Genomic DNA, 24,425 nt, shown 5'->3' on the forward strand with positions numbered 1-24,425 from the left:
AAGCGGCTGAGCGCGCATGTGGTTCCATTCCCTACGCCGGCACGACCCGGATCAGGTTCGAAGGGTTCCCACGTCGCGAATGGTGTGGTGTCTCAGCTCCTTACCGGAGCTCCCCTCGGAACGCCCCGATCAGAGCGCGCCGGGGGATGGGATGTCAAGCGGGGGCTGCCGGGTGGCACGAACTTCGCTTTTCCCGCGAGGCGGCCGACCCGTCGCCTCGTCTCGATCTTGACCAGAATCCTAAAAATATCTACATTCCAGTATATTGGGGTGGATTTCTGAGTCATCGGTTGAGAACGATGCTGCGACGTGCCTGGGTGCTGTCGATCGCGCTGGCCCTGGCCGCTTGTGGCGGCGGCGGGCGCGACATCGTCCGCAACCCGACCGGCGCCGGCGTCGCGCGCTACGTCACCGCCAATGCGCCGGAGGAATGCGTGCCCTATGCCCGGGCCGTCTCCGGCATCCAGATCAAGGGCGACGCCTGGACCTGGTGGGACCAGGCGGACGGCGTCTACGGCAAGGGCGGCGCGCCGCGCTCCGGCGCCGTGCTGGTGCTGGGCCGGTCGGACCGGCTGAGCTCTGGTCACATCTCGGTGGTGGTGTCGGTGCGCAATTCGCGTGAGATCACCGTGTCGCACACCAACTGGGGCAGCGACGGCATGACCCGGCGCCGGATCTACCGCGAGCAGTCGGTGATCGACGTCTCCAGCGGCAACGATTGGACCGCGGTGCGGTTCTGGAATCCCGACACCGGCGCTTATGGCGGCGTCTACGAGTCCGACGGGTTCATCTACCCGACTGGCGCCTGACGCCAGCCGCGTCGGGCGCCGGTCAGGTCCAGCCCAGCGCCGCAGCGAAGGTGCCGTCGCTTTCGATGCGGGTCACGACGAAGTCGTCGGACAGCCGCGGCCCGGTGGTCCCGAGGTCGAGCTCGATCGACAGGGTAAAGTGATCATCCCCGGCCAGGGCGTCGTCGAGTTCGGGTCGCGTCACGCTGAACGCGAAGACCTCGGTGCCGCCGAGAGCGTCGGAAGCGTCCTTGAGGCGGCCGACTTCCCTCTGATTGATCGAGACCTTGTGGCCGAGGCGATCCGCCCAGGTCTCCACATCCCTCGTGTGCACGCGCAGCACGACGCCGGATGCCTCAGGGTCGATCCAGGCCTTGCGGAACGGCAGCCTGAGAACGTGCCCGACATAGCAGGCATCCTGGAAGATCCCGGGATGGTCGCCGAGATGGTAGCTGGTGCTCGCCCACAGAATCGCCATGCCGCGCCTCCGGTTTCCTGCCGTTGCGGCCAATCCTCGTTCGGATGGCCGATCACGCCTCAGACGATGCGCCGCCAGACCTCGAGTCTCGAAATGCGCAAGTGTGATACGGCCAGTCGGGGAGCGCATGCGGAAGGCCCGCTGAGGGCGTCTGCCCGCCACCCTCTCGACGCCGGCGTGGCGCTTCGGCTATAAGCCCGCGCGCGACCGCGGCACGGCCGCGGCGCTTCGGACGTTCCATCCCATGACCCTGCCCCTTCCCCTCCCGGACCCGCGGGCGCGCCGTCGCCTGGAGATCGGCCTCGCCCTGCTCGCCGACGGCCAGCCGGAAGATGCCGCGGACGCGATCCGTGCCGCCATCGAGATCGAGCCCGGCGACGTCGAGATCCGCTACGCCCTGGGCCAGGCTCTGGAGGCGGCCGGCGGCGACGCCGCCGCGGCCTATCGCGCCACGCTGGAGCTGGATCCGGACGACCGGATGGGCGCGGCCGTGCGGCTGGCGCTGATCGGCGCCGCCCCGGCGCCGGCGCAGCTGCCCGAGGCGCATGTCCGCACCCTGTTCGACCAATACGCGCCGCGCTTCGAGACGTCGCTGGTCGACGCGCTGCACTATCGCGGGCCGGCGCTGCTGCGCCGCGCCGTCGACCGGATTGTCCCCGAGGGCAACCTCGACATCCTCGATCTCGGCTGCGGCACCGGGCTGGCCGGCGCCGCCTTCGCCGACCGCCGCCGCCGGCTGGACGGGATCGACCTGTCGCCCGGCATGATCCTGCAGGCAATGGCGCGCAAGCTGTACGACCGGCTGGAGCCGGGCGAGATCGTCGCCACTCTCTCGGATTGGCCGGAACGCTACGATTTGGTCCTGGCGGCGGATGTCGCGGTCTATATCGGCGATCTGGCACCCCTGTTCGCCGCGGTACGGGCCGTGCTGCGGCCGGGCGGATGGTTCGCTTTGACCGCGGAATCGCATGACGGGGAAGGCTGGTCGCTGGGCGACCGCCACCGCTACCTGCATTCGCCCGTCTACCTGGCGGCGGTTGCCGCGGCCACCGGCTTCGCCGTGACCGAGATCGAGGCCGCCTGGGCCCGGACCGAGAACGGAACGCCGTTGCCCGGCTGGGTGGCGGTGCTGCGGGCGGCATGAACTATCGCCACGCCTTCCATGCCGGCAACCAGGCCGATGTCCTCAAGCATGTGGTGCTGGTGGCGCTGGTCGAGGCGCTGCGCGGCAAGGACAAGCCGTTCTCCGCCCTTGACCTGCATGCCGGGGTCGGCCGCTACGCTTTGGCCGCCGAGGCCGCCAAGACCGGCGAATATGTCGACGGCATCGCCCGGATCGAACGGGAGACGGAAGCTCCCGACGCGGTGGCGCGCTATCTCGATCTGGTGCGCGGCTTCAACCCGTCCGGCCGGCTGGAGATCTATCCGGGGTCACCGCGGCTGATCCGGGCGCTGATGCGGCCGGAGGACCGGCTGACCCTGGTCGAGCTGCATCCCGAGGACAACGCCAGGCTGCGCGCCGAATTCGCCGGCGACGGCCAGGTCGCGATCCATCACCGCGATTCCTGGGAGGCGCTGCGCGGCCTGCTGCCGCCGCAGCCGCGGCGTGGCCTGCTGCTGCTCGACCCGTCCTTCGAGCAGCCGGACGAGCTGACGCGGCTGGCCCGCGGCGTCGCGACGGCGCATCGCCGCTGGCCCGAGGGCGTGATCGCCGCCTGGTACCCGATCAAGGACCGGCCACCGGTCGACGCCATGCTGGCGGCGCTGCCGCCCCTGCCCCGCGCCTGGACGGCAGAGCTGACCGTGTTCGACACGCTGTTCCCGGCCCGCCTCAACGGCTCCGGCCTGGTGCTGGCCAACCTGCCCTGGGGCGTCGAGGAGGCGCTGCGAGAGGCGCTGGCGTGGCTGCAGCCGAAGCTGGCCCGCCAGGGCGGCGGATGGCGGCTGGAGCCGTTGCCAGGCTGAGCGGAATCCCGCTCGCCGTCACGACGCCGCCGCGTTACGCTTCCTCCATTGCGAGGGGGGAGATTTCACGATGCGATTGTTCGGGCTGGCCGTCCTTCTGACGGCGCTCTCGGCCTGCGCCGCCCAGGCGCCGCGGCAGATCGTGCCGACGTCATCGGCCAGCGCGGTGGCCCATGCCGCCGTGCCGTTCCAGGCGGTGGCCCCGGCCGGCTATTGCCTGTCGGATGAATCCGACACTTTGGGCGCCCAGGCAATGCGCGCCGTCAGCAAGAACCTGGAGCCCGATGACACGCTGCTGGGCGTGTTCCGGCCCTGTGACGAACCATCGTCGCGGTCCGACAGTGTTGTGGTCGACCGGCTCGCGCTCGTCGCCTCCGCCCTGCAGCCGGCATCGGCCGAGGAGGCGGCGATCATGGACCGGCGGATGTTCCTGACGATGATGGCCAACCCCAAGGTGTCCGCGCTGATGAGCGAACGGGCCATGGACCGGACGCCGAATCCGTCATCGCGGGAGTTCCGCCTGGATTTAGGCGGGTTCCAGTATCTCGGCGCGGATGACTTTGGTGTCTACAACGGCTTCGCGCTCACACCGGTCGAGCCCGCAGGCCCGCTTCGCCGCTCGCAGGCGGTGCTCGGTATGAGCATGACCGGCGATCATTCCCTGACGGCGGTCGGCGTCAGCGTCGGCTTCGGGGCCGAGCCCCACGGCCGGAAACTGTTGCAGCAGGCGATATCCGATCTCCTGCGCGGCACCATCGTCGCGGCCGAGCGGTCGGCACGGGCAAGGCCCGCCACTCCCGAGCGGCCTGCCTCGGGAATGCCGGCGCCCGCGTCTCCCACCGCACCCGCCGGGGCGGGTCTTACGACCTGAGGTGGTCGGCCGCGAAGGTGATCCATGCCGATTTCGCGATGGAGACTCGAGCCTTCGCGGATAGGAATCGCCGGTCGACGGGTTCAAAGTTCCGAGGATTGAGATCCGGAGACCGGCCATGTCGACAGCAGACCGTTCGCCTGAGCGAGGTGCCTCGGCCACTTCCGGCGACGGCGGCTCCGTCGTCGGCAAGACTTTCCTGATCGCCCTGTCGGCCGCCATGGGCGGCTTCCTGTTCGGCTACGACACCTCGGTGATCAACGGCGCCGTCGGCGCCATCCGCGAATGGTCCGGCGCCGGCGACGTGCTGCTCGGCTTCTCGGTGGCCAGCGCCCTGCTCGGCTCCGCAGTCGGCGCCTGGTTCGCCGGGGGGCTGGCGGACAGATACGGCCGGATCGCGGTGATGCAGTTGGCCGCGGTCATCTTCCTGATCGGCTCCGTCGGTTCCGGGGTGGCCTGGGATATCTGGGCGCTGACGGCGCTGCGCTTCCTCGGCGGCGTGGCCGTGGGCGCCGCCAGCGTGATCGCTCCGGCCTATATCGCCGAGGTCTCGCCCGCCCATATCCGCGGACGGCTCGGCTCGCTGCAGCAGCTGGCCATCGTGGTCGGCATCTTCGTCGCCCTGCTCTGCGACTACGCGCTGGTGGCCGCGGCCGGCGGCGCCGGCAACACGCTGTGGCTCGGGCTCGAAGCCTGGCGCTGGATGTTCATCTCCATGGCGGTGCCGTCGGTGGTGTACGGGGTTCTGGCCGGCATCATCCCGGAATCGCCGCGCTTCCTGGTCAGCAAGAAGCGCATCGCCGAGGCGACCGAGGTGCTGCGGCGCTTCGTCGGCAACCGGCCGCCGCCGCGGGTGAAGATCGTCGAGATCGAGAACAGCATCGACCAGGAAAACCGGCAATCGCTGCGCGATCTCGCCGGCCCCCGCCTGGGCCTGCTGCCGATCGTCTGGACCGGCATCCTGCTGTCGGTGTTCCAGCAGTTCGTCGGCATCAACGTGATCTTCTACTACTCCTCGGTGCTGTGGCAGGCGGTCGGGTTCACCGAGGCGGATTCGCTGGTCATCACGGTCGCCACCTCGGTCACCAACATCCTGACCACGCTGGTGGCCATCGCCCTGATCGACCGCGTCGGTCGCAAGCCGCTGCTGCTGGTCGGGTCGGCCGGCATGACCTTGTCGCTGGGCACCATGGCCTATGTCTTCGGCACCGCCCCGACCGAGATGGTCAACGGCGCCATGACGCCGGTGCTCGACGGGACGGCCGGAATCGTCGCTGTCGCCGCCGCCAACCTCTATGTCGTGTTCTTCGGGGTCAGCTGGGGGCCGGTCGTCTGGGTGCTGCTGGGCGAGATGTTCAGCAACCGCATCCGGGCCTATGCGCTGGCCGTGGCCGCGGCGGCGCAGTGGGTGGCCAACTTCGTGGTCTCGGAAACCTTCCCGTCCCTCGCCTCGGCCGGCCTCGGCGTGGCCTACGGCATTTATGCGGTGATGGCGCTGTTGTCCTTCGTCTTCGTCAGCCGCGCGGTGCGGGAGACCCGCGGGCGGGAGCTGGAGGAGATGGAGTAGCCGGCCATCCGGATCGTCCCGGAGCGATGCGGCGGGAACTGCGGGGGCTAGCGCACCGTTCCATTTCCGCCCCAGGCTTCCGCCCGTGCCCAGATGCTGTCCGAACCCGGCCGATCACACCGCAGCCTGACCCCGCTGACCGACAAGATCGGCGCCCTGTCCTCGACCAACGGGATCCTGGTGATCCTGGCGGCCACCGCGGCGCTGTATTTCGGCCGCGACGTGCTGATCCCGTTCTCGCTGGCGCTGCTGATCAGCTTCGCCATGGCGCCGGTGGTGCTGCAGCTGCGCAAGCTGGGGCTGCCGCGGACTCCGGCGGTGCTGATCGTGATCGTCGCCCTGTCGATCGGGGCGGTGGTGTTCATCGTGCTGGTCGCCAGCCAGGCGATCGATCTGGCCGGCAACCTGCCGCGGTACCAGAGCAACCTCGAGACCAAGATCCAGTCGATCAAGGAGGTCGCGCCCGGCGGCGGGCTGATCGACCGGCTGACGGCCATGGTGGCCCGCCTGTCCGAGGAGGCGACCGAACGGGCGGTGGCGGCCGCCCCGATGGCCGCGGAGGGAGCCCAGGGCAAGCCGGTGCCGGTGCAGCTGGTGCCGCCGGCGCTGACGCCACTGCAGCTGGCCTGGGAGGTCGGCGCGCCGCTGATCGAGCCCTTCGCCATCATCGGCGTCGTCCTGGTCTTCTCGGTGTTCATGCTGCTGGAGCGGGAGGATCTGCGGAACCGGCTGATCTGGCTGCTCGGGTCCAAGGACCTGACCCGCGCCACCGCAGCCATGGACGACGCGGCGCAGCGGCTGAGCCGCTTCCTGCTGGCCCAGGCGCTGCTGAACTTCTGCTACGGCGCGGCCTTCGGCATCGGCCTCTGGGTCATCGGCGTGCCCAACCCCATACTGTGGGGCCTGCTGTCGGCCGTGCTGCGCTTCATTCCGCTGGTCGGGACGGTCGCCGCCGCGCTGCTGCCGACCATCCTGGCCTTTGCCGTCGATCCCGGCTGGCTGATGCCGCTGGAGACGATCGCGCTGTTCGTCGTACTGGATCTGGTGACCGTCAATGTCGGCGAGCCGCTGCTGTATGGCGGCAGCACCGGCCTGTCGCCCTTCGCCGTGCTGTTCGCCACCATCTTCTGGCTGACCCTGTGGGGAATACCCGGACTGTTGCTGGCGGTGCCGCTGACGGTCTGCCTGGCCGTGCTGGGCCGGCATGTGCCGCAGTTCGGCTTCCTGGACGTGCTTCTGGGCAGCACGCCGGCGCTGACGCCCGAGGCGCATTTCTATCAGCGCATCCTGGCCGGCGATCCGCTGGAGGCGTCGGAGCTGGCCGAGCGCGGGCTGCAGGGCCAGTCCCGTCAGGCGCTGTTCGACAGCATGATCCTGCCGGCCATCCACCTGGCCCAGGCCGACCGGCAGCGCGGCGCGCTGGACGGCCCCCAGCGCGCCGCCGTCTGGGGCAGCATCCTGGCGGCGGTCGCGGATCTCGACGAGGACGGGCACGACACGCCGCCCGCCGTGCTGTGCCTCGGCGCACGGGACGAGCTGGACCAGGCCGCCGCGCTGATGACCAGCCAGCTGCTGGCCGAGAAGGGCATCGCCTGCCGCCATGGCGAGCGCGGCGGGGCGGTGCCCGAGGCGGTCGATGTTCCGGTGGTGATGGTGGCCCATTCCGGCACCGTGACCGAGCACCAGCTGGGCCGGCTGATCCGGCGGCTGCGCCGGCGCATCGGGCCGGACGCCATGCTGGTGGTCGGCCTGCTGGGGCCGCGGGAGCTTGCCGGAGAGATGCCGGAGGGGCTCGACGCACACACAGTCGTGGTCCGCGGGTTCAGCGCCGTCGCCGCGGCGGTGACGCAATGGACCTCGAAGCCGGCCGGGAACGCCGAAGGCGACGAGCCGGAAGGCGAGGCGGCGATGCCGGAACCGTCCGGCACCGCAGCCGCCTGAGGCTCAGGCCTCTTTCTTCTGGCGCTCGACCCTCTTGCGCTCGTTCGGGTCCAGCAGCTGCTTGCGCAGGCGGATGGTCTTCGGCGTGACCTCGACCAGCTCGTCGTCGTTGATATAGGTCAGCGCCCGCTCCAGCGTCATCTGGATCGGCGGCGTCAGGCGCACCGCCTCGTCCTTGCTGGTGGTACGGATGTTGGTCAGCTGCTTGCCCTTCAGCACATTGACCTCGAGGTCGTTGCCGCGGGTGTGCTCGCCGATGATCATGCCCTGGTAGACCCGGACTTGCGGCTCGATCAGCATCGGGCCGCGATCCTCCAGGTTCCACAGCGCATAGGCCACGGCCTCGCCCTGGGCGTTGGAGATCAGCACGCCGGTATGGCGCGAGGCGATGGCGCCCTTGTGCGGGGCATAGTCGTGGAAGATCCGGTTCATCACACCGGTGCCGCGGGTGTCGGTCATGAACTCGCCCTGGTAGCCGATCAGGCCGCGGGTCGGGACCAGCATCACCAGGCGCTGCTTGTCGCCGCCCGAGGGCCGCATCTCCAGCAGCTCGCCTTTGCGCTCGGACAGCTTCTGCACGACGATGCCGGAATGTTCCTCGTCGACGTCGATCGTGACCTCTTCGATCGGCTCCAGCTGGTTGCCCGACTCGTCGGTCTGGTAGACCACGCGCGGGCGGCTGATCGACAGCTCGAAGCCCTCGCGGCGCATGGTCTCGATCAGGATGCCGAGCTGCAGCTCGCCGCGGCCGGCGACCTCGAAAGCGTCCTTTTCGGCGGTCTCGGTGATCTTCAGGGCAACATTGCCCTCGGCCTCGCGCAGCAGGCGGGCGCGGATGACGCGGCTGGTGACCTTGTCGCCCTCGGTGCCGGCCAGCGGGCTGTCATTGACCGAGAAGGTCATGGCGATGGTCGGCGGGTCGATCGGCTGGGCCGCGAAGGCCTCGGTCACATTCAGGTCGCAGATGGTGTCGGCGACGGTCGCGGTCTCCAGCCCGGCGATGGCGACGATGTCGCCGGCCTCGCCGATCTCGATCGGCTGGCGTTCGATGCCGCGGAAGGCCAGCACCCGGCTGATGCGCCCGGTTTCGATGGTCTCGCCGGTGCGCGACAGCGCCTTGACCGTCATGTTCGGCCGGACCGTGCCGGACCGGATGCGGCCGGTCAGCACCCGGCCCAGATAGGGGTTGGCCTCGACCGTGGTCGCCAGCATGCGGAAGGACTGGTCCTCCTCGATCTTCGGCGCCGGCACGTGGCGCAGCACCAGGTCGAACAGCGGCGCCATGTCGGTCCGCTCCGCCTCCAGGCTCTCCGCCGCCCAGCCCTGCTTGGCCGAGGAGAACAGGGTCGGGAAGTCGAGCTGGTCGTCATTGGCGTCGAGCGCCGCGAACAGGTCGAACACCTCGTCATGCACCTGGTGCGGGCGGGCGTCCGGCCGGTCGCATTTGTTGACCAGCACGATCGGCCGCAGGCCCAGCTTCAGCGCCTTGCCGGTGACGAACTTGGTCTGCGGCAGCGGCCCTTCGGCCGCGTCCACCAGCACCACCACACCGTCGACCATGTTCAGGATGCGCTCGACCTCGCCGCCGAAATCGGCGTGGCCCGGCGTGTCGACGATGTTGATGCGGACGTCCTTCCACACCAGCGACGTGCATTTCGCCAGGATGGTGATGCCGCGCTCGCGCTCGAGGTCGTTCGAGTCCATGATCCGCTCGGCCACAACCTGGTTGTCGCGGAAGGCCCCCGACTGGCGCAGCAGCACGTCGATGAGCGTGGTCTTGCCATGATCGACATGGGCGATGATGGCGATGTTCCGGATATCCATGGTCCGTCCAGGGGGCGGGAGGGCGGGAAGCGATGCGGGCAAAACAAAGGACGGCGGACGGGACGTCTTGCCAACGCCCCAGCCGCCGCTGCAGTGCAATATAGTCGGATCGGCGCCAAACGCAAGTCGAGGGGCCAAATCGTTGAAAAGTCGAAAGAGAATTTAAGGCGGCCAAGGCAACGAAAGTTGCGTGGTATGTGTTCCCATCACGGCACGACCGAAGCGCGAGCGGCGGCGGCATCATGAGCGCGCGGCGATAGGGGGAGCGCGGGATTGCGAGCAAGACTGGGCAGGTTCGGGTGGCTCGGCCTCCTCGCTGCATTGGTTCCTTCGGCAGCGCTGCTGGCCCAGGACGACCCCGCGACCGACGGCGACGCGACGACCGAGGCGGCGCCGCTGCCCGATGAGTTGCCCTATGCGGCAACTCTGGAGCCGGTTGCGGATGAGAACGCGACCGCGGCGCTGACCGGCGCCTCGAACCTGCTGAAGCTGCAGTCCAGCCCGCCATCCGGCCCGGTCGGGCTGGTCCGCCGGGCGCTGGCCGACCGCGACCGGCTGTACGGCGCGCTGGGGGCGCTGTCGTATTACGGCGGCGCGGTCCACATCACCATCGACGGCGCTGATCTGGACGATCCCGGGCTGATCGACCGGCTGACCGCGCGGCAAAACAAGGATCCGGTCAAGGTCTCGATCAAGATCGATCTCGGTCCGTCTTATAAGTTCGATACGGTACGGCTGACCGACACCAACGGGTCGGACCAGTTGCCGCTGGTGATTGACCGGGAGCCGCTCGGCCTCGATCCCGGCAAGCCGGCGCTGTCGGCGACGATCCTGAGCGCCGAGGGCGCCATGGTGGCGCAGATGAACGACCAGGGCTATCCGCTGGCCAAGGTGCCGTCGCGCGACGCGGTGGTCGACCATGCCGACCAGACCATGAACCTGACCGAGTTTCTCGACCCCGGCCCCAAGGCCGGTTTCGGCCCGGTCACGGTGGAAGGCGAGGAGACGGTTCGGGAGAGCTTCATCCAGAGCCGCGTCCCGTTCGTCACCGGCCAGGTCTACTCGCCACAGCAGGTCCAGGACCTGCGTAAGGATCTGGCCGATCTGGGCGTGTTCAGCAGCGTCCGCGTCACCACCGCGGACCAGGTCGACGCGCAGGGCAACGTCCCGGTGACCATCGCGGTGCAGGAGCGGCCGCTGCGCTTCATCGGCTTCGGCGCCAAATACGAGACCAATTACGGCGCGGGCGTGAACGCCTATTGGGGCCATCGCAACCTGTGGGGCGGGGCGGAGCAGCTGCGGATCGACGGTGAGGTCAGCGGCCTCGGCTACAACGACGCCACCGAGCCGAACTTCAAGTTCGGCGTCTCGCTGAAGGTGCCGGGCTTCCTTGACCGCAACACCACGCTCGACAGCAAGGCCGAGGCGGTGCGCGAGGTGCTGGACGCCTACACCAGCACCCGCGGCCTGGTGCAGAGCATCGCCACCTACAAATACTCGAAGGAGATCGACCTGCTGGCCGGCCTCAGCTTCGAGACCGGCCATGTCGAGAACGACGACGGGGAGTGGGACTACACCTTCGTCGGCATCCCGCTCGGCGCCAAGATCGACACCACCAACAACCTGCTGGACCCGACCGAGGGCTACCGGGCGCAGCTGTCGCTGACCCCCTATCCCAGCTTCCTCGGCTCCTCGGTCGACATGATCGTGGCCAAGGCGCTGGGGTCGGCCTATCTCGACCTGTCGGGCGGCGACGGCGACATCGTCCTGGCCGGGCAGCTGGGCATCAGCAGCATCGCCGGGCCGGACATCGCCGACGTGCCGCCCGACAAGCGGCTCTATGCCGGCGGCGGCGGCAGCGTGCGCGGCTACAAGTACCAGAGCATCGGCCCGCTGAATAAGGAGGACAACCCGACCGGGGGCCTCAGCTCGATCATCGCCAGCCTGGAGCTGCGCTACAAGATCACCGACACGATCGGCATCGTGCCGTTCTTCGACGCCGGCGGGGTCTATGAGAAGAGCGTCCCGGATTTCGGTAGCGACATCCAGTACGCGGCCGGTCTGGGTGCCCGCTACTACACCGGCATCGGGCCGATCCGCGCCGACATCGCCATCCCGCTGAACAAGCGCGAGAGCGACGACAGCTTCCAGCTCTACATCAGCATCGGGCAGGCTTTCTGATGCGCGCGCTCAGGATCCTGCTCATCATCCTCGCGGTCGTCATCGGCCTGCCGGTCGCGCTGCTGCTGATCGTCTTCGCCGCGGCCCAGACCGGCCCCGGCAAGCGCCTGATCGCCGACCAGGCCGGCAGCCTGGCGAGCTCGCCGGAGATGCAGGTCTCGATCGGCGCGATCGAGGGCTTCGTGCCCTTCGACATGACGGTGCGCGACGTCACCGTGTCCGACCCGGCGGGCAAGATGGTGACAGTCGACTGGGCCCACCTCGCCTGGAGTCCCTCGGCGCTGCTGCGCCGCACCCTGCGGGTCGATGCGGTGGAGGCCGGCACGGTCACGGTCGACCGGCTGCCCGCCGGCGGTGCCGAGCCGGCGCCGCAACCCAGCTCCACCGGCTTCTCGCTGCCGCGGTTGCCGGTCGACATCCGGCTCGACCGGCTGAATGTCGAGCGGATCGCGGTCGGCCCGGCTGTCGCCGGCCTGGCGGCGACGCTGAGCGTGGCCGGCGACGCCCAGCTGGGCGACCCGTCGCAGGGGCTGGCCGCCAACCTCGCGGTCCGCCGGCTGGACGGTGCAGCCGGCGACATTACCGCCAAGCTGGCCTTCATCCCGTCGACCGAGCAACTCGACGTCGCCGTGTCGGTGCAAGAGCCACCGGGCGGCCTGATCGCCGGCATCGCCCAGTTCCCCGGGCAGCCGCCGGTCGACCTGAAGCTCAACGGCACCGGCACCCTGCGCGACTGGCGCGCCACCCTGACCGGCAAGGTCGGCGACCTTGGCGGCGTCGAGGGCGAGGTGCGGATCGAGCCCGGCGAAGGTCGCCGGCGCCTGACCGTCGATCTGAACGCCGACGCTGCCAGGCTGGTCCCAGCCGCGTTCGCCGCCACCGCTGCCCCGCTGCTGCAAGGCCGGACGACGCTGAAGGTCGAGGCGGAGATCGCCGATGCCGGCCCGATCACCATCCGGCAGCTCGACGCCAAGGCTGCGGCCGCCAGCGTCTCGGTCACCGGCAGCGTGAACCCGACCGGCAACCAGGTCGATCTCGCCTACACGCTGCAGGCCGGCGCCGCAGCCGGCTTTGCCACGCTGCTGCCGCCCGGCACCGGCTGGGAATCGCTGGCGGTCGAAGGCACCGCCAAGGGTGCGCTGGATGCGCCGGTGGTGGTCGCTGCGATCCGCGGCACCGGGCTGCGCCAGGATCCGTATGCCGCCGGGACCCTGGCGGTCGACCTGACGGCGACGCCGCAGGGCCCGTTCTCCGACCTCGAAGCGCCGATCGGACTGCACGTCACCGCCTCCGCCGATGGCCTGGCGCTCGGCGACCCGCTGCTCGAGACCGCGGCCGGCCACACCCTGCAGCTCAGCTTCGATGGCAGCGCCACCCAGTCGGGCAAGGCGGTGATCGACCGGCTGGAGACCCGGCTGGACGGCGCCGTCCTGACCGCCAGCGGCCAGGGCGATGCGACGGCGCCCTCCGGCGCCGGCACGTTGCACCTGACCTATGCCGATCTCGGCCGCTTCTCCGGCCTGGTCGGCCAGCCGATCTCCGGCGCCCTGGACCTGACGGTGAAGCCGGCGATGACCGCCGACGGCGCCGCCACCCTGGACTGGACCGGCACCATCGCCGAGCCTAGCGCCGAGGCGACGCCGACCGCGGCCGTGCTGGGCAAGCAGGCGACATTGACCGGCCGGGTGGAGCGCGACGCCACCGGCAAGATCACCGTCTCCGGCATCAGCGTGAAGGGCGAGAAGGCGTCGCTCGACGCCGCCGGGACGCTGGACGGCGACACGATCGACGGCACGATCAAGGCGGCGCTCGGCTCGCTCGCCGCGGTGTCACCCGGAGTCGAGGGCGCGGTGTCGGTCGACACCGCCCTGTCCGGCACCATCGGCGCGCTCGGGGTCAAGGGCCAGGTGGTGGCCGAAGGGGTGAAGACCGCCGGCCATACGGTCGAGCACCTGACCGTCGACATCGACGCCGCCGGCCTGCCCGCCGCCCCGGCCGGCACGGTCAAGCTGGCCGGCACGGTCGACGGCAAGCCGGCCACCGGCGACATCGTGCTGGCCCGGAAGCCGGATGGCGGCATCGATGTCAGCACCCTGGTGCTGGACGTCGCCGGCATCAAGGCCGACGGCAATGCGGCGGTGGCCGCGGACGGCAAGCCGGTCGGCGGCACCATCCGCCTGGCGGTGGCCGATCTCGGCGTCGTCGGCGCCTTCATCGGCCAGGCGCTGCGCGGCCAGCTCGACGCCACCGTGACACTCGATCCTGCGGCCGGCGCCAAGATCGACCTGACCGCCCGGCGCGTCGCCTATGCCGACCAGGCCCAGCTCGGCGAGATCCGGCTGACCGGCACCGTGCTCGACCCGATGGCGGATGGCCGCCGCATCCAGGACGGCCGGCTGCTGGTCACCAACGCCACCGCCAGCGGCACCCCGATCAGCCGGGCGGAGTTGACGGTCGACGGCACGATGCAGCAGCTGGCGCTGAAGCTGCAGGCCGCGACCGGCTACGGCACCGCCGACATCGCCGCCGATATCGGCCTGAACGGAGCCGAGACCGTGGTCGGGCTGAAGAGCTTGGTGATCCGCCAGTCCGGCCAGTCGGTCACCCTGTCGAGGCCGGCCACCATCCGTGCCGGCGCCGCCGGCGTCGACCTCGGCACCATCGACCTCGCGGTCAGCGGCGGCGGCAGCGTCAGCCTGTCTGGCAAGGCCGGCGACGCGCTGGACCTGCGCGCCCGCATCGCCCGGCTGCCACTGAGCCTGGCAGCGATCGCCAGCCCCGGCCTCGATCTGCAAGGACAGCTGAACGGCGAGGCTACCATCACCGGCAGCGCCGCTGACCCAGGCGGCAAGTTCTCGCTGAAGGTGTCCGGCGCCAAGATGGGCGGGCTGAACACCGCCGGCCTGCCGGCGATCGACGCCACTGCCGATGGCACGCTGGGCGGGCAGCGGATCAACGTCACCAGCCGGGTCACCGCCGGACGCGCCCGGCTGGACCTGCAGGCCGCGGTGCCGCTGGGCGGCGGGGCGATCTCGGGCTCGGCCAAGGGCCAACTCGAGCTGGCGATGTTCAACGACTTCCTGGGCGCCGGCGCCGACCGCATCGGCGGCCCGCTGTCGCTCGACGTCAGGATTGAGGGCACGCCGGACAGGCCGCAGGCCTCCGGCACCGTCACCCTGCGCAACGGCAGCTACCAGAACTCGGAATACGGCGTCCGGCTGCAGAATATCAACGCGACCGTCACCGGTGCCGGCGACAGCTTCCGCCTGAGCAGCCTCTCGGCGAAGACGCCGGGCGGCGGCACCGTCAGCGGCAGCGGCAGTGTCACCCTGGGCCCGCGCGGCAGCCTGCCGGTCGACCTGAGAATCCAGACCAGCAATGCGTTGCTGGTGTCCAGCGATCTGGCGACGGCCCATGCCGACAGCGATCTGTCCCTGTCCGGCGACCTTTCGGCCGATGCGCTGCTGCAGGGCTCGATCAAGATCCGCAACGCCGTCATCCAGATCCCCGACAGCTTCCCGGTCTCGGTAACGCCGATCCCGGTGCGCCAGATCAATGTGCCGCCGCAGGTCGCGGCGCGGATGAAGTCGCAGGGCGTTGCCCTCAATACGGCGACGCCGCCCAGCCGGAACCGCAGCCGGAATCGGAACCAGCCGCAGAAGCCGCCCTCGCAGATCCGGCTCGACATCACCGTCGACTCGCCGAACCAGTTCTACGTCCGCGGCCAGGGCATCGATGCCGAGATGCAGGGGCAGCTCAAGATCGTCGGCACGACGTCCACACCCGACATCCAGGGCAACTTCAAGATGCGCCGCGGCCAGATCTCGAAATTCGGCCAACGCCTGGATTTCGAGCACGGCAATATCAGCTTCGACGGCGGGGTGATGGATCCGCGGCTCGACTTCCTGGCCTCGACCCGGGCTGGCGACGTCACCGCCAATATCGAGATCGGCGGCTATGCCTCGAAGCCGGAGCTGACGCTCAGCTCGTCGCCCGAACTGCCGCAGGACGAGGTGCTGTCTCGCCTGCTGTTCGGCCAGGCCACCGGCCAGCTCAGCCCGACCCAGGCGATCCAGCTGGCCCAGGCGGCGGCGGAGATGGCGGGTGTCGGCGGCGGCGGCACCGGCCTGCTCGGCGGCATCCAGAAGTCGCTCGGCCTCGACCAGCTCGACTTCAACACCGACGCCTCCGGCGGGTCGGCGATTGGCCTCGGCCGCTACCTCACCAAGGGCGTGCGGGTTGGGGTGGAACAGGGCATCGACGCCGGCAGCACCCGGGCCACGGTCACCATCGACATCACCGACAACATCAAGGGCAAGGCCGAGGCCGGCGGCGACAGCGGCGGCGGCGTCGGCGTGACCATGGAGTGGGATTACTGACAACCGCCGCTCGCGGTCAGCTCACCGGTCCGGCTCCGCGTCGTCCCGCGGGATCGCCACCGCGCCTTCCGGCAGGTGCTGGCGCAGGAATTCGGCCAGCATCTCGATCTCGCTTCGCCGCGCCGCGCCCCGGCGCCACACCAGCCCGATCCGCCGCGACGGCTGCGGTGCGTCGAAAGGCCGGAGCGCGATGTCGCTGTCGGCCGTGGTCGGCGCGGTGCAGGCCAGGGCCGGCAGCAGCGTGATGCCGATCCGCCCGGCCACCATCTCTCGCAAAGTCGACAGGCTGGTGGCGCCGAACGAATCCTCCTCGGTCCGCGCAGCGCTGCGGCACACCTCCAGCGCCTGGTCGCGCAGGCAGTGCCCGTCCTCCAGCAGCAGCAGATGCTCGCCGGACAGGTCGGCCGGCGTCACCCGGTTGGCCCGGGCCAGCCGGTGCCCGGTCGGCACCGCCAGCAGGAAGGGCTCGTCGAACACCGGCAACGCCTCCAGCTTCGCGTCTTCGACCGGCAGGGCCAGCAGCGCCGCCTCCAGCTCGCCGCGGCGCAGCCGCTCGACCAGCCGGTCGGTCAGGTCTTCGCGCAGATACAGGCGCAGGTCCGGATAGGTGCGGCGCAGCGTCCGCATCAGCCGCGGCAGCAGATAGGGACCCAGCGTGGGGATCACGCCGAGCCGGAAGTCGCCGGCCAGCGGCGCCGCCTGGTCGCGCGCGGCCAGCAGCAGATCCTGGGTCTCCGCGAGAATCCGCCGCGCCCGGGCGACGATGGATTCGCCCAGCGGGGTCAGCAGGATCCGCCGCTTCGACCGCTCGAACAGCGGCCCGCCCAGCATCTCCTCCAGCGCCTGGACCTGGGCGCTGAGCGAGGGCTGGCTGACATGGCAGGCGGCCGCGGCCCGGCCGAAATGGCGCGTGTCGGCGACCGCTACGATATAGCGGAGCTGCCGCAGGGTGATCGGCTGGTTCATAGGCTCAGGCTATCATAATTGTCGGAACAATCGATTTGATTGTGGGACTCCGGCTTGCTATCTCCTTGCTGCACTGCGGTACCAACCTCGTTGCGCCGCACACAAAAATCCTACCAAAGATCCCACGGAGCCTCTCGATGCCCATGCTGACCATTGGCGACATTTTCCCGGATTTCTCGCTCCAGGCGGTCGTCTCGACCAACCCGAAGGACGCCTTCACCCAGATCGACCGCGCCGCCAGCAAGGGCAAGTGGAAGATCGTGTTCTTCTGGCCGAAAGACTTCACCTTCGTCTGCCCGACCGAGATCGCGGCGTTCGGCAAGCTGGCCGGCGACTTCGCCGACCGTGACGCGCTGACCTACGGCGTCTCGACCGACAGCGAGTTCGTGCACCTGGCCTGGCGCCAGAACCACGCCGACCTGAAGGACCTGCCGATCCCGATGCTGGCCGACATCCGCAAGGACCTGAGTCGCTCGCTCGGCATCCTGGAGAAGAACGAGGAAGTCTGCCTGCGCGCCACCTTCATCGTCGACCCGGAGAACATCATCCGCTTCGTCTCGGTCAACGACATGTCGGTCGGCCGCAACCCGCACGAGGTCCTGCGCGTGCTCGACGCGCTGCAGACCGACGAGCTGTGCCCCTGCAACTGGCAGAAGGGCGAGGAGACCCTGCAGGCCGCCTGATCCGGCGTCCTGTTCCTCTCCGGCCGGCCCCCTGCGGGCCGGCCGCTGCCTTTTCCAAGTCCCGCCGGAGTCCCCCATGTCGATCGACACGCTGAAGGCCGCCCTTCCCGACTACGCCAAGGATCTGAAGCTCAACCTGTCCTCGGTCCTGACCCCGCCCGGCGTGACCGCCCAGCAGATCTGGGGCTCGGCCCTGGCCAGCGCCTATGCCTCGCGCAACGCCACCGTGATCAAGGCCATCGCGGCCGAGGCGGCGCAGCACCTGTCGCCCGAGGCGCAGGGCGCCGCCAAGACGGCGGCGGCGATCATGGGCATGAACAACATCTACTACCGCTTCACCCATCTGGTGTCGGAGAAGGACTATGCGACCATGCCGGCCCGGCTGCGCATGAACGCGATCGCCAACCCCGGCGTCGACCAGGTGGATTTCGAGCTGTATTCGCTGGCGGTGTCGGCGATCAATGGGTGCGGCATGTGCATGGACAGCCACGAGCAGGTCGTCGCCAAGAAGGGCGTCGGCAAGGACGTGGTCCAGGCCGTGATCCGCATCGCCGCGGTGATCCACGCCGTGGCTGCCACCCTGGACGCCGAGGAGAAGCTGGCCGCCTGACGGCCCGCGCTGCGGCGAGATGCAAGGCCCGCCCCGGTGGCGGGCCTTTTGCTATTCGGCCGCCAGCCGGTCCACCGCGATGCGGCGCCGGCGGATCGAGCGGTCGGCCAGCACCATCGGCATGCCATCGGAGCAGGTCTCGACCCGCGCTTCAACACCATAGACCTCGCGCAGCATATCGGCGGTGACAACGGTGCGCGGCTCGCCGCAGGCGGCGACGCGCCCTTCCTGCAGCACCAGCACTCGGTCGGTGAAGCGCACCGCCTGGTTCAGGTCGTGCAGCGCGATCAGCACGCACAGGGACCGGCTGCGCGCCAAGTCGCGGATCAGCGTCAGCACCTCGACCTGGCGCTGCAGGTCGAGCGCGCTGGTCGGCTCGTCCATCAAGAGGATGCGCGGGTCGCGCACCAGCGCCTGGGCGATCGACACCAGCTGCTTCTGACCGCCGCTGAGCTCGCCCAGGTTGCGCATGGCGAGGTCGTCGATCTCAAGCAGCGCCAGGGTGCGGGTGACGGCGTCGAGATCGCTGTCGTCGACGCGCCAGCCGGCGCTGCTCTTGCGCGCCAGCAGCACGGATTCGAGCACGGTGAGAACCGCGTTCACCGCCGCCTCCTGCGGCAGGTGGCACGGCCGGCCTCGTGGATTCTCAGCCCAGTCGCTCGCCTCCCAGCCGGCGGCCGCACGGCCGTCGATCAGCACCTCGCCCGGGCCGCCGATCAGCCCGGCGATGCGGCGGAACAGGCTGGACTTGCCGACCGCGTTCGGCCCGATCACCGCGGTGACCTCGCCGCCCTGCATAACCGGGGTGGTGATGCCGTGCAGCACTGCCCGGCGGCCATAGGCGACCGAGACGTCGCGCAGCTCGAGGGTGACAGGGTTCATTGCCATGCCCGGCGCCGGCTGGTCAGGATCAGGCTGAAGAAGAAGGGCACGCCGACCAGGGCGGTGATCACGCCGATCGGGAAGATCACGCCCGGCACGATCGACTTCGACACGATCGATGTGGCCGACAGCATCAGCGCCCCGGCCAGGGCCGACGCCGGCAGGAAGAAGCGCTGGTCCTCGCCGATCAGCATGCGGGCGATATGCGGCCCGACCAAGCCGACGAAGCCGATGGTGCCGACGAAGGCGACCGGCACCGCCGCCAGCAGGCTGACCGCCAGGATCGTCTCCAGCCGCATGCGGCGGACATCGATGCCGAAGCTGCGGGCCTTGTCCTCGCCCAGGCGCAGCGCCGTCAGCTGCCAGGCCCGGCGCGCCATCAGCGGCAGCAGCACCACCAGCACCCCGGCGGTGACCGCGAGCTTGCCCCAGCTCGCCTTGCCCAGGCTGCCCATGGTCCAGAACACCACCGCCGCCAGCGCCTGCTCCGACGCCACGTACTGCAGCAGCGACAGCAGCGCGTTGAAGGTGAAGACGATGGCGATGCCCAGCAGCACCACCGTCTCCATGGTCACGCCGCGGCGCTGGCTCAGCGCGTGCAGCCCCAGCGACGCCACCAGCGCCATCAGGAAGGCGTTGACCGGCACCATGACGTCGGTCAGCGCCGGGATCAGCGCCACGCCGAGCACGAGGGCCAGCGCCGCGCCGAAGCTGGCGGCGGCGGAGATGCCGAGGGTGAAAGGGTCGGCCAGCGGGTTGTTCAAGACCGTCTGCATCTGCGCCCCGGCCACGGCCAGGGCGGCGCCGACCACGACGGCCATCAGGGCCACCGGCAGGCGGATGTCCCAGATCACCACCCGCAGGGTCGCCGGGACGTCAGACGGCGACACCAGGGCCGACACCACCTCGCCGACGCCGTAGCGCGCCGGGCCGATGCCGATGTCGAGCACGAGGCTGACCAGCAGCGCCACGGCTAGGGCGGCGAGCAGCAGCAGCTTGCGCCGGGCCATGCCGCGATAGGCGGCGCGGCCGGCGCGCAGATGGGTTTCGACGGTATGGTCCGCCATGCTCACGCCTTTCAGCCCGCCGGGGCCAGCGAGACCCAGTAGCCGGGCCGGTATGGGATCGGCAGGAAGCGCTCATGCAGGGCGCGGAACGTCGCCTCCGGGTCGAGGTCGGCGAACAGGTCGGGGTGCAGCCATTTGGCGATCTGCTGCACCCCGACGAACTGGTACGGGCTGTCGTAGAATTGGTGCCAGATGGCATGGACACGGCCGTCCGCCACCGCCTTGACGCCGGTATAGGCCGGGCGCGCCACCAGCGCCGCCAGCCGCTGCTTCGCCGCCGCCTGGTCGGCATCGGGGCCGAGTCCGACCCAGCCGCCATCGGGCACGAATTTCGACCAGTTGGCGCCGGTGACGATGACCACGTCCGGGTTGGCAACGGTCACCTGCTCCGGGTTCAGCACGCCGAAGGCGCCGGGGATCAGGTCGGCGGCGATGTTGGTGCCGCCGGCCATCCGCACCATGCGGCCGAAATTCTCGGTGCCGAAGGAGGCGCAGCATTCCGCGCCCCAGCCGGTGCCGGCGGCACGCTCGATCATCACCTTCGGGCTCGGCGCGCCCGCTTTGGACAACCGGCCCAGCACCAGGTCCAGCTGCTGGCGGTAGAAGGCGATGAACGCCTCCGCCCGGTCCTGCCGGCCGAGGATCTGGCCGAACAGCCGCACGCTGGGCTCGGTGTTGGTGAAGGGCTCGTCGCGGAAGTCGATGAAGACGGTGGCGATGCCGGCGCCCTCCAGCGTCTTGACCAGCCCGGATTCCTCGGCGGCCTGCTTCTGCCCGAGCAGCAGGAACAGCACGTCGGGCTTCAGCGCGATCGCCTGCTCGGTGTTGAAGGTCCCCTCCTCCGGGTCGCCGATGTCCGGGATGGCGTCGATGCCGGGGAACTTCGCCTGGTACAGCTTGTAGGTGTCGAGGTCGGAGCGCTCGAACTCGTCCTTCCAGCCGGCGATGCGGCCGATCGGGTTCTCGCGGTCCAGTGCCGCAACGATGTAGATCTGCCGCCCCTCGCCGAGCAGGATGCGCTCGACATGCTTCGGCACCTCGACCGTGCGGCCGGCGAGGTCGGTGACAGAGATCTTGTCGTCGGCCGCGAAGGCTGTTCCGGCCCAGAGACCCAGCGCCGTCGCCAGGACGACCCTTATCATCGAACCCATCGCCACCCCCTCGTGAACCGGGTTGGGGTATCATGTGGCAATTGCGATTGCGAGTGCTTTTCAATCTCGCTCACCGATGCTGCAGCGCACTGCCGCTCTCTGGCATGCTGTCGCCGCAGCCCCGGAGTCGCGATGATCCGCCTGGCCCGTCCCCGCCTCGACCCGATCCACGTCCGCCAGGCGGTGCGGGGCGCGATCGCGGCCGTCGCCGCCTATGCGCTGGCCGAGGCCCTCGGCCTGCCCAAGGGCTACTGGTCGGTGCTGACCGCGGTGATCGTGCTGCAGGCGACGCTCGGCGCCACGCTGAGCGCGACCATCGACCGGCTGCTCGGCACCATGCTGGGCGCCGCCTTCGGGGTGGTCGGGTCGGTGCTGTCCGGCCCCTCGGCGCTGCGCACCGGCGTCGTGCTGCTGCTGGTCATGCTGGCCACCGTCTATATCACCGCCCGCCGCCCCAACCTGCGGCTCGGCTCGGTCACCGCGGCGATCGTCATGCTGTCCGACCCCAGCCATGCCGATCCGCTGGGCGCCGCCTTCCAGCGGGTGGCGGAGATCGGCCTGGGCACCGTGGTCGGGGTCCTGGCCGCCCTGCTGATCCTGCCGTCCCGGGCCCGCGACCATCTGCGCGACACCGCCGCCGAGGCGCTGGGCCAATGCGCCGGGCTGCTGGCCCTGATCGCCGGACGCCTGGGCGGAGCGGAGGGGGACGCGACCGCGATCAACCAGCGCATCCGCACGCTGCTGCGCAAGGCCGACGGCCAGCTGGACGAGGCGCGGCGCGAACGGCCCGGCGCGGTGCCGGAGCATCTCGACCCGGCGCCGATCATCCGCACCATCCGCCGCCTGTGGTACAGCGAGATCATCCTGAACCGGGCCGCCCAGAGCCCGCTGTCGCAGCCGCTGCAGGCCTCGCTGGGGGCGACGCTCGACCAGGCGGTGACGGCGGCGAAGAAGCGGATGACCGCTCTGGCCGCGGCGCTGGAGGCCAAGGCGGCGCCGGGCGACGGCAGCGCGCTGGACCAGGCCGTCGCGGCGCTGCAGAGCAGCGTCGACGCGCTCCGAGGCACCGGCGGCGACGGGCTGGACGGCCGCGAATTCGGCCAGGCCTTCGCCATCGCCTTCACCTTCGCCCAGCTGCGCGACAACCTCGCCGACCTGGCCGAGCGGCTGCGCGAGCAGGCCGGCGAAGCGCCGGCGCCGCTGACCGCGGACTGACATCAGGGGGAGAGCCGCCATGATCGCACCCGGCATCCACGCCATCCTCTATGCCTTCTTTGACGCCGAGGAGCGGCTGGACCGCGCCGCCATGCGCCGGCAGGTGGAGGCGTGCCTGGAGGCCGGGGTCGCCGGCATCGCCGCGCTGGGCTTGGCCACCGAGGTGGCGAAGCTGGGCTTCGACGAGCGCCGGGCGGTGATGGACTGGGTGGCCGAGGATGTCGGCGGCCGGGTGCCGGTCGGCTTCACCATCTTCGGCCCGTCGGTGGCGGAGCAGGTGGCCATGGTCCGCGCCGCCGAGGCGGCGGGCGCGGGATGGCTGATCCTGCAGCCGCCGGCCGCCGGCAGCTACGGCGCCGGCGAGTACCTGGATTTCTTCAGCCGGGTGATGGAGGCGACAGCGCTGCCGGTGGCGATCCAGAACGCGCCGCAATATCTGGGCCGTGGCCTGTCCGCCGACGACATCGCCCGGCTGATGCGGCGCCACGCCAACATGACGCTGATCAAGGCCGAGGGATCGGCGGTCGAGATCGAGCGGCTGATCGCCGTGACCGAGGGAAGGTTGCTTGTGTTCAACGGCCGCGGCGGGCTGGAGATGATCGACAGCCTGCGCGCCGGCTGCAGCGGTTTCCTGCTGGCGCCGGACGCGGTCGACTACGCGCTGGCGATCCAGCGGCTGCACGACGCTGGGGATGACGCAGGCGCCTCGGCCGCCTATGCCCGGGTGGCGCCGTCGATCGTCTTCGTCATGCAGTCGATCGAGACGCTGATCTGCTACGGCAAGCGCCTGTTCGCCGCTCGGGCGGGCCTGGCGGTGCACGATCGGGCGCCGGCGCTGCGCCCGACGGAGTTCGGGCTGGACCTGGTGGCGCGCCATGCCGCGGCGCTGGGGCCGTTCCGCCGCCAGGACTGACCCTCAATTCCGCAGCACATTCGCCAGCTCGCGCATCTGGGTGCGGGCGCGCAGCAGGAAGAAGCCCTGTACCGCCAGGTGGTTGGGCTGGAACATGGCGTCGGCGCGGCCGTTCATCACCACCAGCGGCCTCAGCTCCGCCGCCTCGCGCAGGTTGTCGACCATCTCGTCCCAGATCTTGGTCGCGCCGGACTGGGCGATCACGCCGTCGAAATCGCGGCCGAGGGCGCGCAGCACCAGGAAATAGGCGTAGAGCCGGCCCTTGGTGGCATAGAAGATGTCGTCGGCCTGGGTGTCGATCAGCCAGCCGCGGCTGGCCTCGATATGGTCGGCGATGACCGAGGATTGCGAGCCGAGATCGGCGGCGAAGCGGTCGATCGTCTGCAGCAGGTTGTCGGCCCGGCGCTCGAACGGCGCGGTGCCGGCGGCGACCCGGTCGTTATAGCTGCGCAGCGCCCGGGCGGCGGCGCGGTACTGCGAGTCCGACGACGCCGTCGGCGCCCAGGAGGTGCTGAGGTCGAACAGCCAGATCGTGCCGGGATAGCGCAGCAGGCCGGTGGCGCGGTCGAGCTCCGGATCCACCTGCGACGAGCCACGCGACCGGCCGATCTGGTCGCCCATCTCGGCGGTGAAGCGCGACAGGGCGTAGACGACGCCCTGCTGGTAGTTCGGCATGTTGTCGAGCAGCCAGCCCGGCATGAAGAACGGGTCGTTCGCGGTCCAGCCATGGGTGCCACCAGTCTCGCGCTCGATCAGCGCCGCGGCGATCTCCACCGCCTGGCTGGCATTGGCGACCGGCGCGGCCGGGGCGAAATCCGGGTCGTCGTCGATCGCGTGCACGATGAAGGCGCCGACCGCCATGTAGAGCACGAACAGCAGCACCAGCCCGCCGAGGCCCCAGCCGATCGCCCGGGACCAGCGCCGGCCGCCGGCCGGGGGCGGTG

Annotated in this window: 19 protein-coding genes and 1 riboswitch; of the genes, 12 read left to right on the forward strand and 7 right to left on the reverse strand. The window is 70.2% G+C overall.

Annotated elements, in window-relative coordinates:
• Positions 1–10 precede the first annotated feature (10 nt).
• Positions 11–126, reverse strand: a riboswitch (TPP riboswitch).
• Positions 127–299: 173 nt separating this feature from the next.
• Positions 300–809, forward strand: a complete 510-nt coding sequence (locus AB4Z01_RS27095) for a CHAP domain-containing protein (RefSeq protein WP_441699006.1) — start codon at positions 300–302, stop codon at positions 807–809.
• 22 nt (positions 810–831) lie between these two features.
• Here AB4Z01_RS27095 and AB4Z01_RS27100 read toward each other — a convergent pair whose 3' ends face one another.
• Positions 832–1,266: a hypothetical protein gene (locus tag AB4Z01_RS27100; protein ID WP_441699008.1), complete on the reverse strand. Its 435-nt coding sequence runs from the start codon at positions 1,264–1,266 to the stop codon at positions 832–834.
• A 244-nt stretch (positions 1,267–1,510) separates the two neighbouring features.
• Here AB4Z01_RS27100 and AB4Z01_RS27105 point away from each other — a divergent pair, with 244 nt between their 5' ends.
• From AB4Z01_RS27105 to AB4Z01_RS27125, 5 genes are all read left to right on the forward strand, one after another.
• Positions 1,511–2,410: a class I SAM-dependent DNA methyltransferase gene (locus AB4Z01_RS27105; RefSeq protein WP_441699009.1), complete on the forward strand. Its 900-nt coding sequence runs from the start codon at positions 1,511–1,513 to the stop codon at positions 2,408–2,410.
• On the forward strand, positions 2,407–3,231 hold the full coding sequence (locus AB4Z01_RS27110; RefSeq protein ID WP_441699011.1) for a 23S rRNA (adenine(2030)-N(6))-methyltransferase RlmJ: 825 nt from the start codon (positions 2,407–2,409) through the stop codon (positions 3,229–3,231). The genes AB4Z01_RS27105 and AB4Z01_RS27110 overlap by 4 nt, the downstream gene beginning before the upstream one ends.
• Positions 3,232–3,301: 70 nt before the next feature.
• Positions 3,302–4,102, forward strand: coding sequence for a hypothetical protein (locus AB4Z01_RS27115; RefSeq protein WP_441699013.1), 801 nt, complete (start codon positions 3,302–3,304; stop codon positions 4,100–4,102).
• A 118-nt stretch (positions 4,103–4,220) separates the two neighbouring features.
• On the forward strand, positions 4,221–5,669 hold the full coding sequence (locus AB4Z01_RS27120) for a sugar porter family MFS transporter (protein WP_441699015.1): 1,449 nt from the start codon (positions 4,221–4,223) through the stop codon (positions 5,667–5,669).
• A 93-nt stretch (positions 5,670–5,762) separates the two neighbouring features.
• Entirely contained in the window at positions 5,763–7,610 is a 1,848-nt protein-coding gene (locus tag AB4Z01_RS27125) for an AI-2E family transporter (protein WP_441699017.1), read from the forward strand.
• A gap of 3 nt (positions 7,611–7,613) precedes the next feature.
• On the opposite strand, the gene typA is transcribed toward AB4Z01_RS27125, so the two are convergent.
• The gene (gene typA / locus AB4Z01_RS27130; RefSeq protein WP_441699019.1) at positions 7,614–9,434 is read right to left on the reverse strand and encodes a translational GTPase TypA; all 1,821 of its coding nucleotides are present in this window, start codon (positions 9,432–9,434) and stop codon (positions 7,614–7,616) included.
• Between the two features lie 273 nt (positions 9,435–9,707).
• On the opposite strand from typA, the gene AB4Z01_RS27135 reads away from it, so the two are divergent.
• Together AB4Z01_RS27135 and AB4Z01_RS27140 are read left to right on the forward strand one after the other, a co-directional pair.
• Complete coding sequence (locus AB4Z01_RS27135; protein ID WP_441699021.1) at positions 9,708–11,615, forward strand: autotransporter assembly complex protein TamA; 1,908 nt, start codon at positions 9,708–9,710, stop codon at positions 11,613–11,615.
• A complete protein-coding gene (locus tag AB4Z01_RS27140) occupies positions 11,615–15,994 on the forward strand; it encodes a translocation/assembly module TamB domain-containing protein (protein ID WP_441699023.1) in 4,380 nt (1,459 codons plus the stop codon). The genes AB4Z01_RS27135 and AB4Z01_RS27140 overlap by 1 nt, the downstream gene beginning before the upstream one ends.
• Positions 15,995–16,015: 21 nt before the next feature.
• Here the strand turns inward: AB4Z01_RS27140 and AB4Z01_RS27145 are convergent, their stop codons facing one another.
• Positions 16,016–16,960 (reverse strand): LysR substrate-binding domain-containing protein, encoded by a 945-nt coding sequence (locus AB4Z01_RS27145; protein WP_441699024.1) that lies wholly within the window; start codon positions 16,958–16,960, stop codon positions 16,016–16,018.
• A 137-nt stretch (positions 16,961–17,097) separates the two neighbouring features.
• Between AB4Z01_RS27145 and AB4Z01_RS27150 the strand changes: the two genes are divergently transcribed.
• Positions 17,098–17,643 carry a peroxiredoxin gene (locus AB4Z01_RS27150; RefSeq protein ID WP_441699026.1) on the forward strand — a complete coding sequence of 182 codons (546 nt, stop codon included), beginning with the start codon at positions 17,098–17,100 and terminating at the stop codon, positions 17,641–17,643.
• Positions 17,644–17,719: 76 nt separating this feature from the next.
• Positions 17,720–18,253 (forward strand): carboxymuconolactone decarboxylase family protein, encoded by a 534-nt coding sequence (locus AB4Z01_RS27155; protein ID WP_441699027.1) that lies wholly within the window; start codon positions 17,720–17,722, stop codon positions 18,251–18,253.
• Positions 18,254–18,304: 51 nt separating this feature from the next.
• On the opposite strand, the gene AB4Z01_RS27160 is transcribed toward AB4Z01_RS27155, so the two are convergent.
• The 3 genes from AB4Z01_RS27160 to AB4Z01_RS27170 are packed head-to-tail and all read right to left on the reverse strand — an operon-like array spanning position 18,305 to position 21,344.
• Positions 18,305–19,141: an ABC transporter ATP-binding protein gene (locus AB4Z01_RS27160; RefSeq protein ID WP_441699029.1), complete on the reverse strand. Its 837-nt coding sequence runs from the start codon at positions 19,139–19,141 to the stop codon at positions 18,305–18,307.
• The gene (locus AB4Z01_RS27165; RefSeq protein WP_441699031.1) at positions 19,132–20,202 is read right to left on the reverse strand and encodes a FecCD family ABC transporter permease; all 1,071 of its coding nucleotides are present in this window, start codon (positions 20,200–20,202) and stop codon (positions 19,132–19,134) included. The genes AB4Z01_RS27160 and AB4Z01_RS27165 overlap by 10 nt, the downstream gene beginning before the upstream one ends.
• A gap of 11 nt (positions 20,203–20,213) precedes the next feature.
• On the reverse strand, positions 20,214–21,344 hold the full coding sequence (locus tag AB4Z01_RS27170) for an ABC transporter substrate-binding protein (protein WP_441699033.1): 1,131 nt from the start codon (positions 21,342–21,344) through the stop codon (positions 20,214–20,216).
• Positions 21,345–21,485: 141 nt separating this feature from the next.
• On the opposite strand from AB4Z01_RS27170, the gene AB4Z01_RS27175 reads away from it, so the two are divergent.
• A complete protein-coding gene (locus AB4Z01_RS27175; protein ID WP_441699034.1) occupies positions 21,486–22,568 on the forward strand; it encodes an FUSC family protein in 1,083 nt (360 codons plus the stop codon).
• Between the two features lie 19 nt (positions 22,569–22,587).
• Positions 22,588–23,481 (forward strand): dihydrodipicolinate synthase family protein, encoded by an 894-nt coding sequence (locus AB4Z01_RS27180; RefSeq protein ID WP_441699036.1) that lies wholly within the window; start codon positions 22,588–22,590, stop codon positions 23,479–23,481.
• Between the two features lie 3 nt (positions 23,482–23,484).
• Here AB4Z01_RS27180 and AB4Z01_RS27185 read toward each other — a convergent pair.
• On the reverse strand, positions 23,485–24,425 hold a 941-nt coding region (locus AB4Z01_RS27185; protein ID WP_441699037.1), incomplete at its 5' end, for a DUF2333 family protein.

Origin of the sequence: Inquilinus sp. YAF38, from assembly GCF_052113205.1 — a bacterium.
Classification (GTDB): domain Bacteria; phylum Pseudomonadota; class Alphaproteobacteria; order DSM-16000; family Inquilinaceae; genus Inquilinus.

Coding starts and splice junctions, on each gene's coding strand:
- AB4Z01_RS27095 (WP_441699006.1), top strand. CDS start 300: ATGCTGCGACGTGCCTGGGTGCTGTCGATCGCGCTGGCCCTGGCCGCT.
- AB4Z01_RS27100 (WP_441699008.1), bottom strand. CDS start 1,266: ATGGCGATTCTGTGGGCGAGCACCAGCTACCATCTCGGCGACCATCCC.
- AB4Z01_RS27105 (WP_441699009.1), top strand. CDS start 1,511: ATGACCCTGCCCCTTCCCCTCCCGGACCCGCGGGCGCGCCGTCGCCTG.
- AB4Z01_RS27110 (WP_441699011.1), top strand. CDS start 2,407: ATGAACTATCGCCACGCCTTCCATGCCGGCAACCAGGCCGATGTCCTC.
- AB4Z01_RS27115 (WP_441699013.1), top strand. CDS start 3,302: ATGCGATTGTTCGGGCTGGCCGTCCTTCTGACGGCGCTCTCGGCCTGC.
- AB4Z01_RS27120 (WP_441699015.1), top strand. CDS start 4,221: ATGTCGACAGCAGACCGTTCGCCTGAGCGAGGTGCCTCGGCCACTTCC.
- AB4Z01_RS27125 (WP_441699017.1), top strand. CDS start 5,763: ATGCTGTCCGAACCCGGCCGATCACACCGCAGCCTGACCCCGCTGACC.
- typA (WP_441699019.1), bottom strand. CDS start 9,434: ATGGATATCCGGAACATCGCCATCATCGCCCATGTCGATCATGGCAAG.
- AB4Z01_RS27140 (WP_441699023.1), top strand. CDS start 11,615: ATGCGCGCGCTCAGGATCCTGCTCATCATCCTCGCGGTCGTCATCGGC.
- AB4Z01_RS27145 (WP_441699024.1), bottom strand. CDS start 16,960: ATGAACCAGCCGATCACCCTGCGGCAGCTCCGCTATATCGTAGCGGTC.
- AB4Z01_RS27150 (WP_441699026.1), top strand. CDS start 17,098: ATGCCCATGCTGACCATTGGCGACATTTTCCCGGATTTCTCGCTCCAG.
- AB4Z01_RS27155 (WP_441699027.1), top strand. CDS start 17,720: ATGTCGATCGACACGCTGAAGGCCGCCCTTCCCGACTACGCCAAGGAT.
- AB4Z01_RS27160 (WP_441699029.1), bottom strand. CDS start 19,141: ATGGCAATGAACCCTGTCACCCTCGAGCTGCGCGACGTCTCGGTCGCC.
- AB4Z01_RS27165 (WP_441699031.1), bottom strand. CDS start 20,202: ATGGCGGACCATACCGTCGAAACCCATCTGCGCGCCGGCCGCGCCGCC.
- AB4Z01_RS27170 (WP_441699033.1), bottom strand. CDS start 21,344: ATGATAAGGGTCGTCCTGGCGACGGCGCTGGGTCTCTGGGCCGGAACA.
- AB4Z01_RS27175 (WP_441699034.1), top strand. CDS start 21,486: ATGATCCGCCTGGCCCGTCCCCGCCTCGACCCGATCCACGTCCGCCAG.
- AB4Z01_RS27180 (WP_441699036.1), top strand. CDS start 22,588: ATGATCGCACCCGGCATCCACGCCATCCTCTATGCCTTCTTTGACGCC.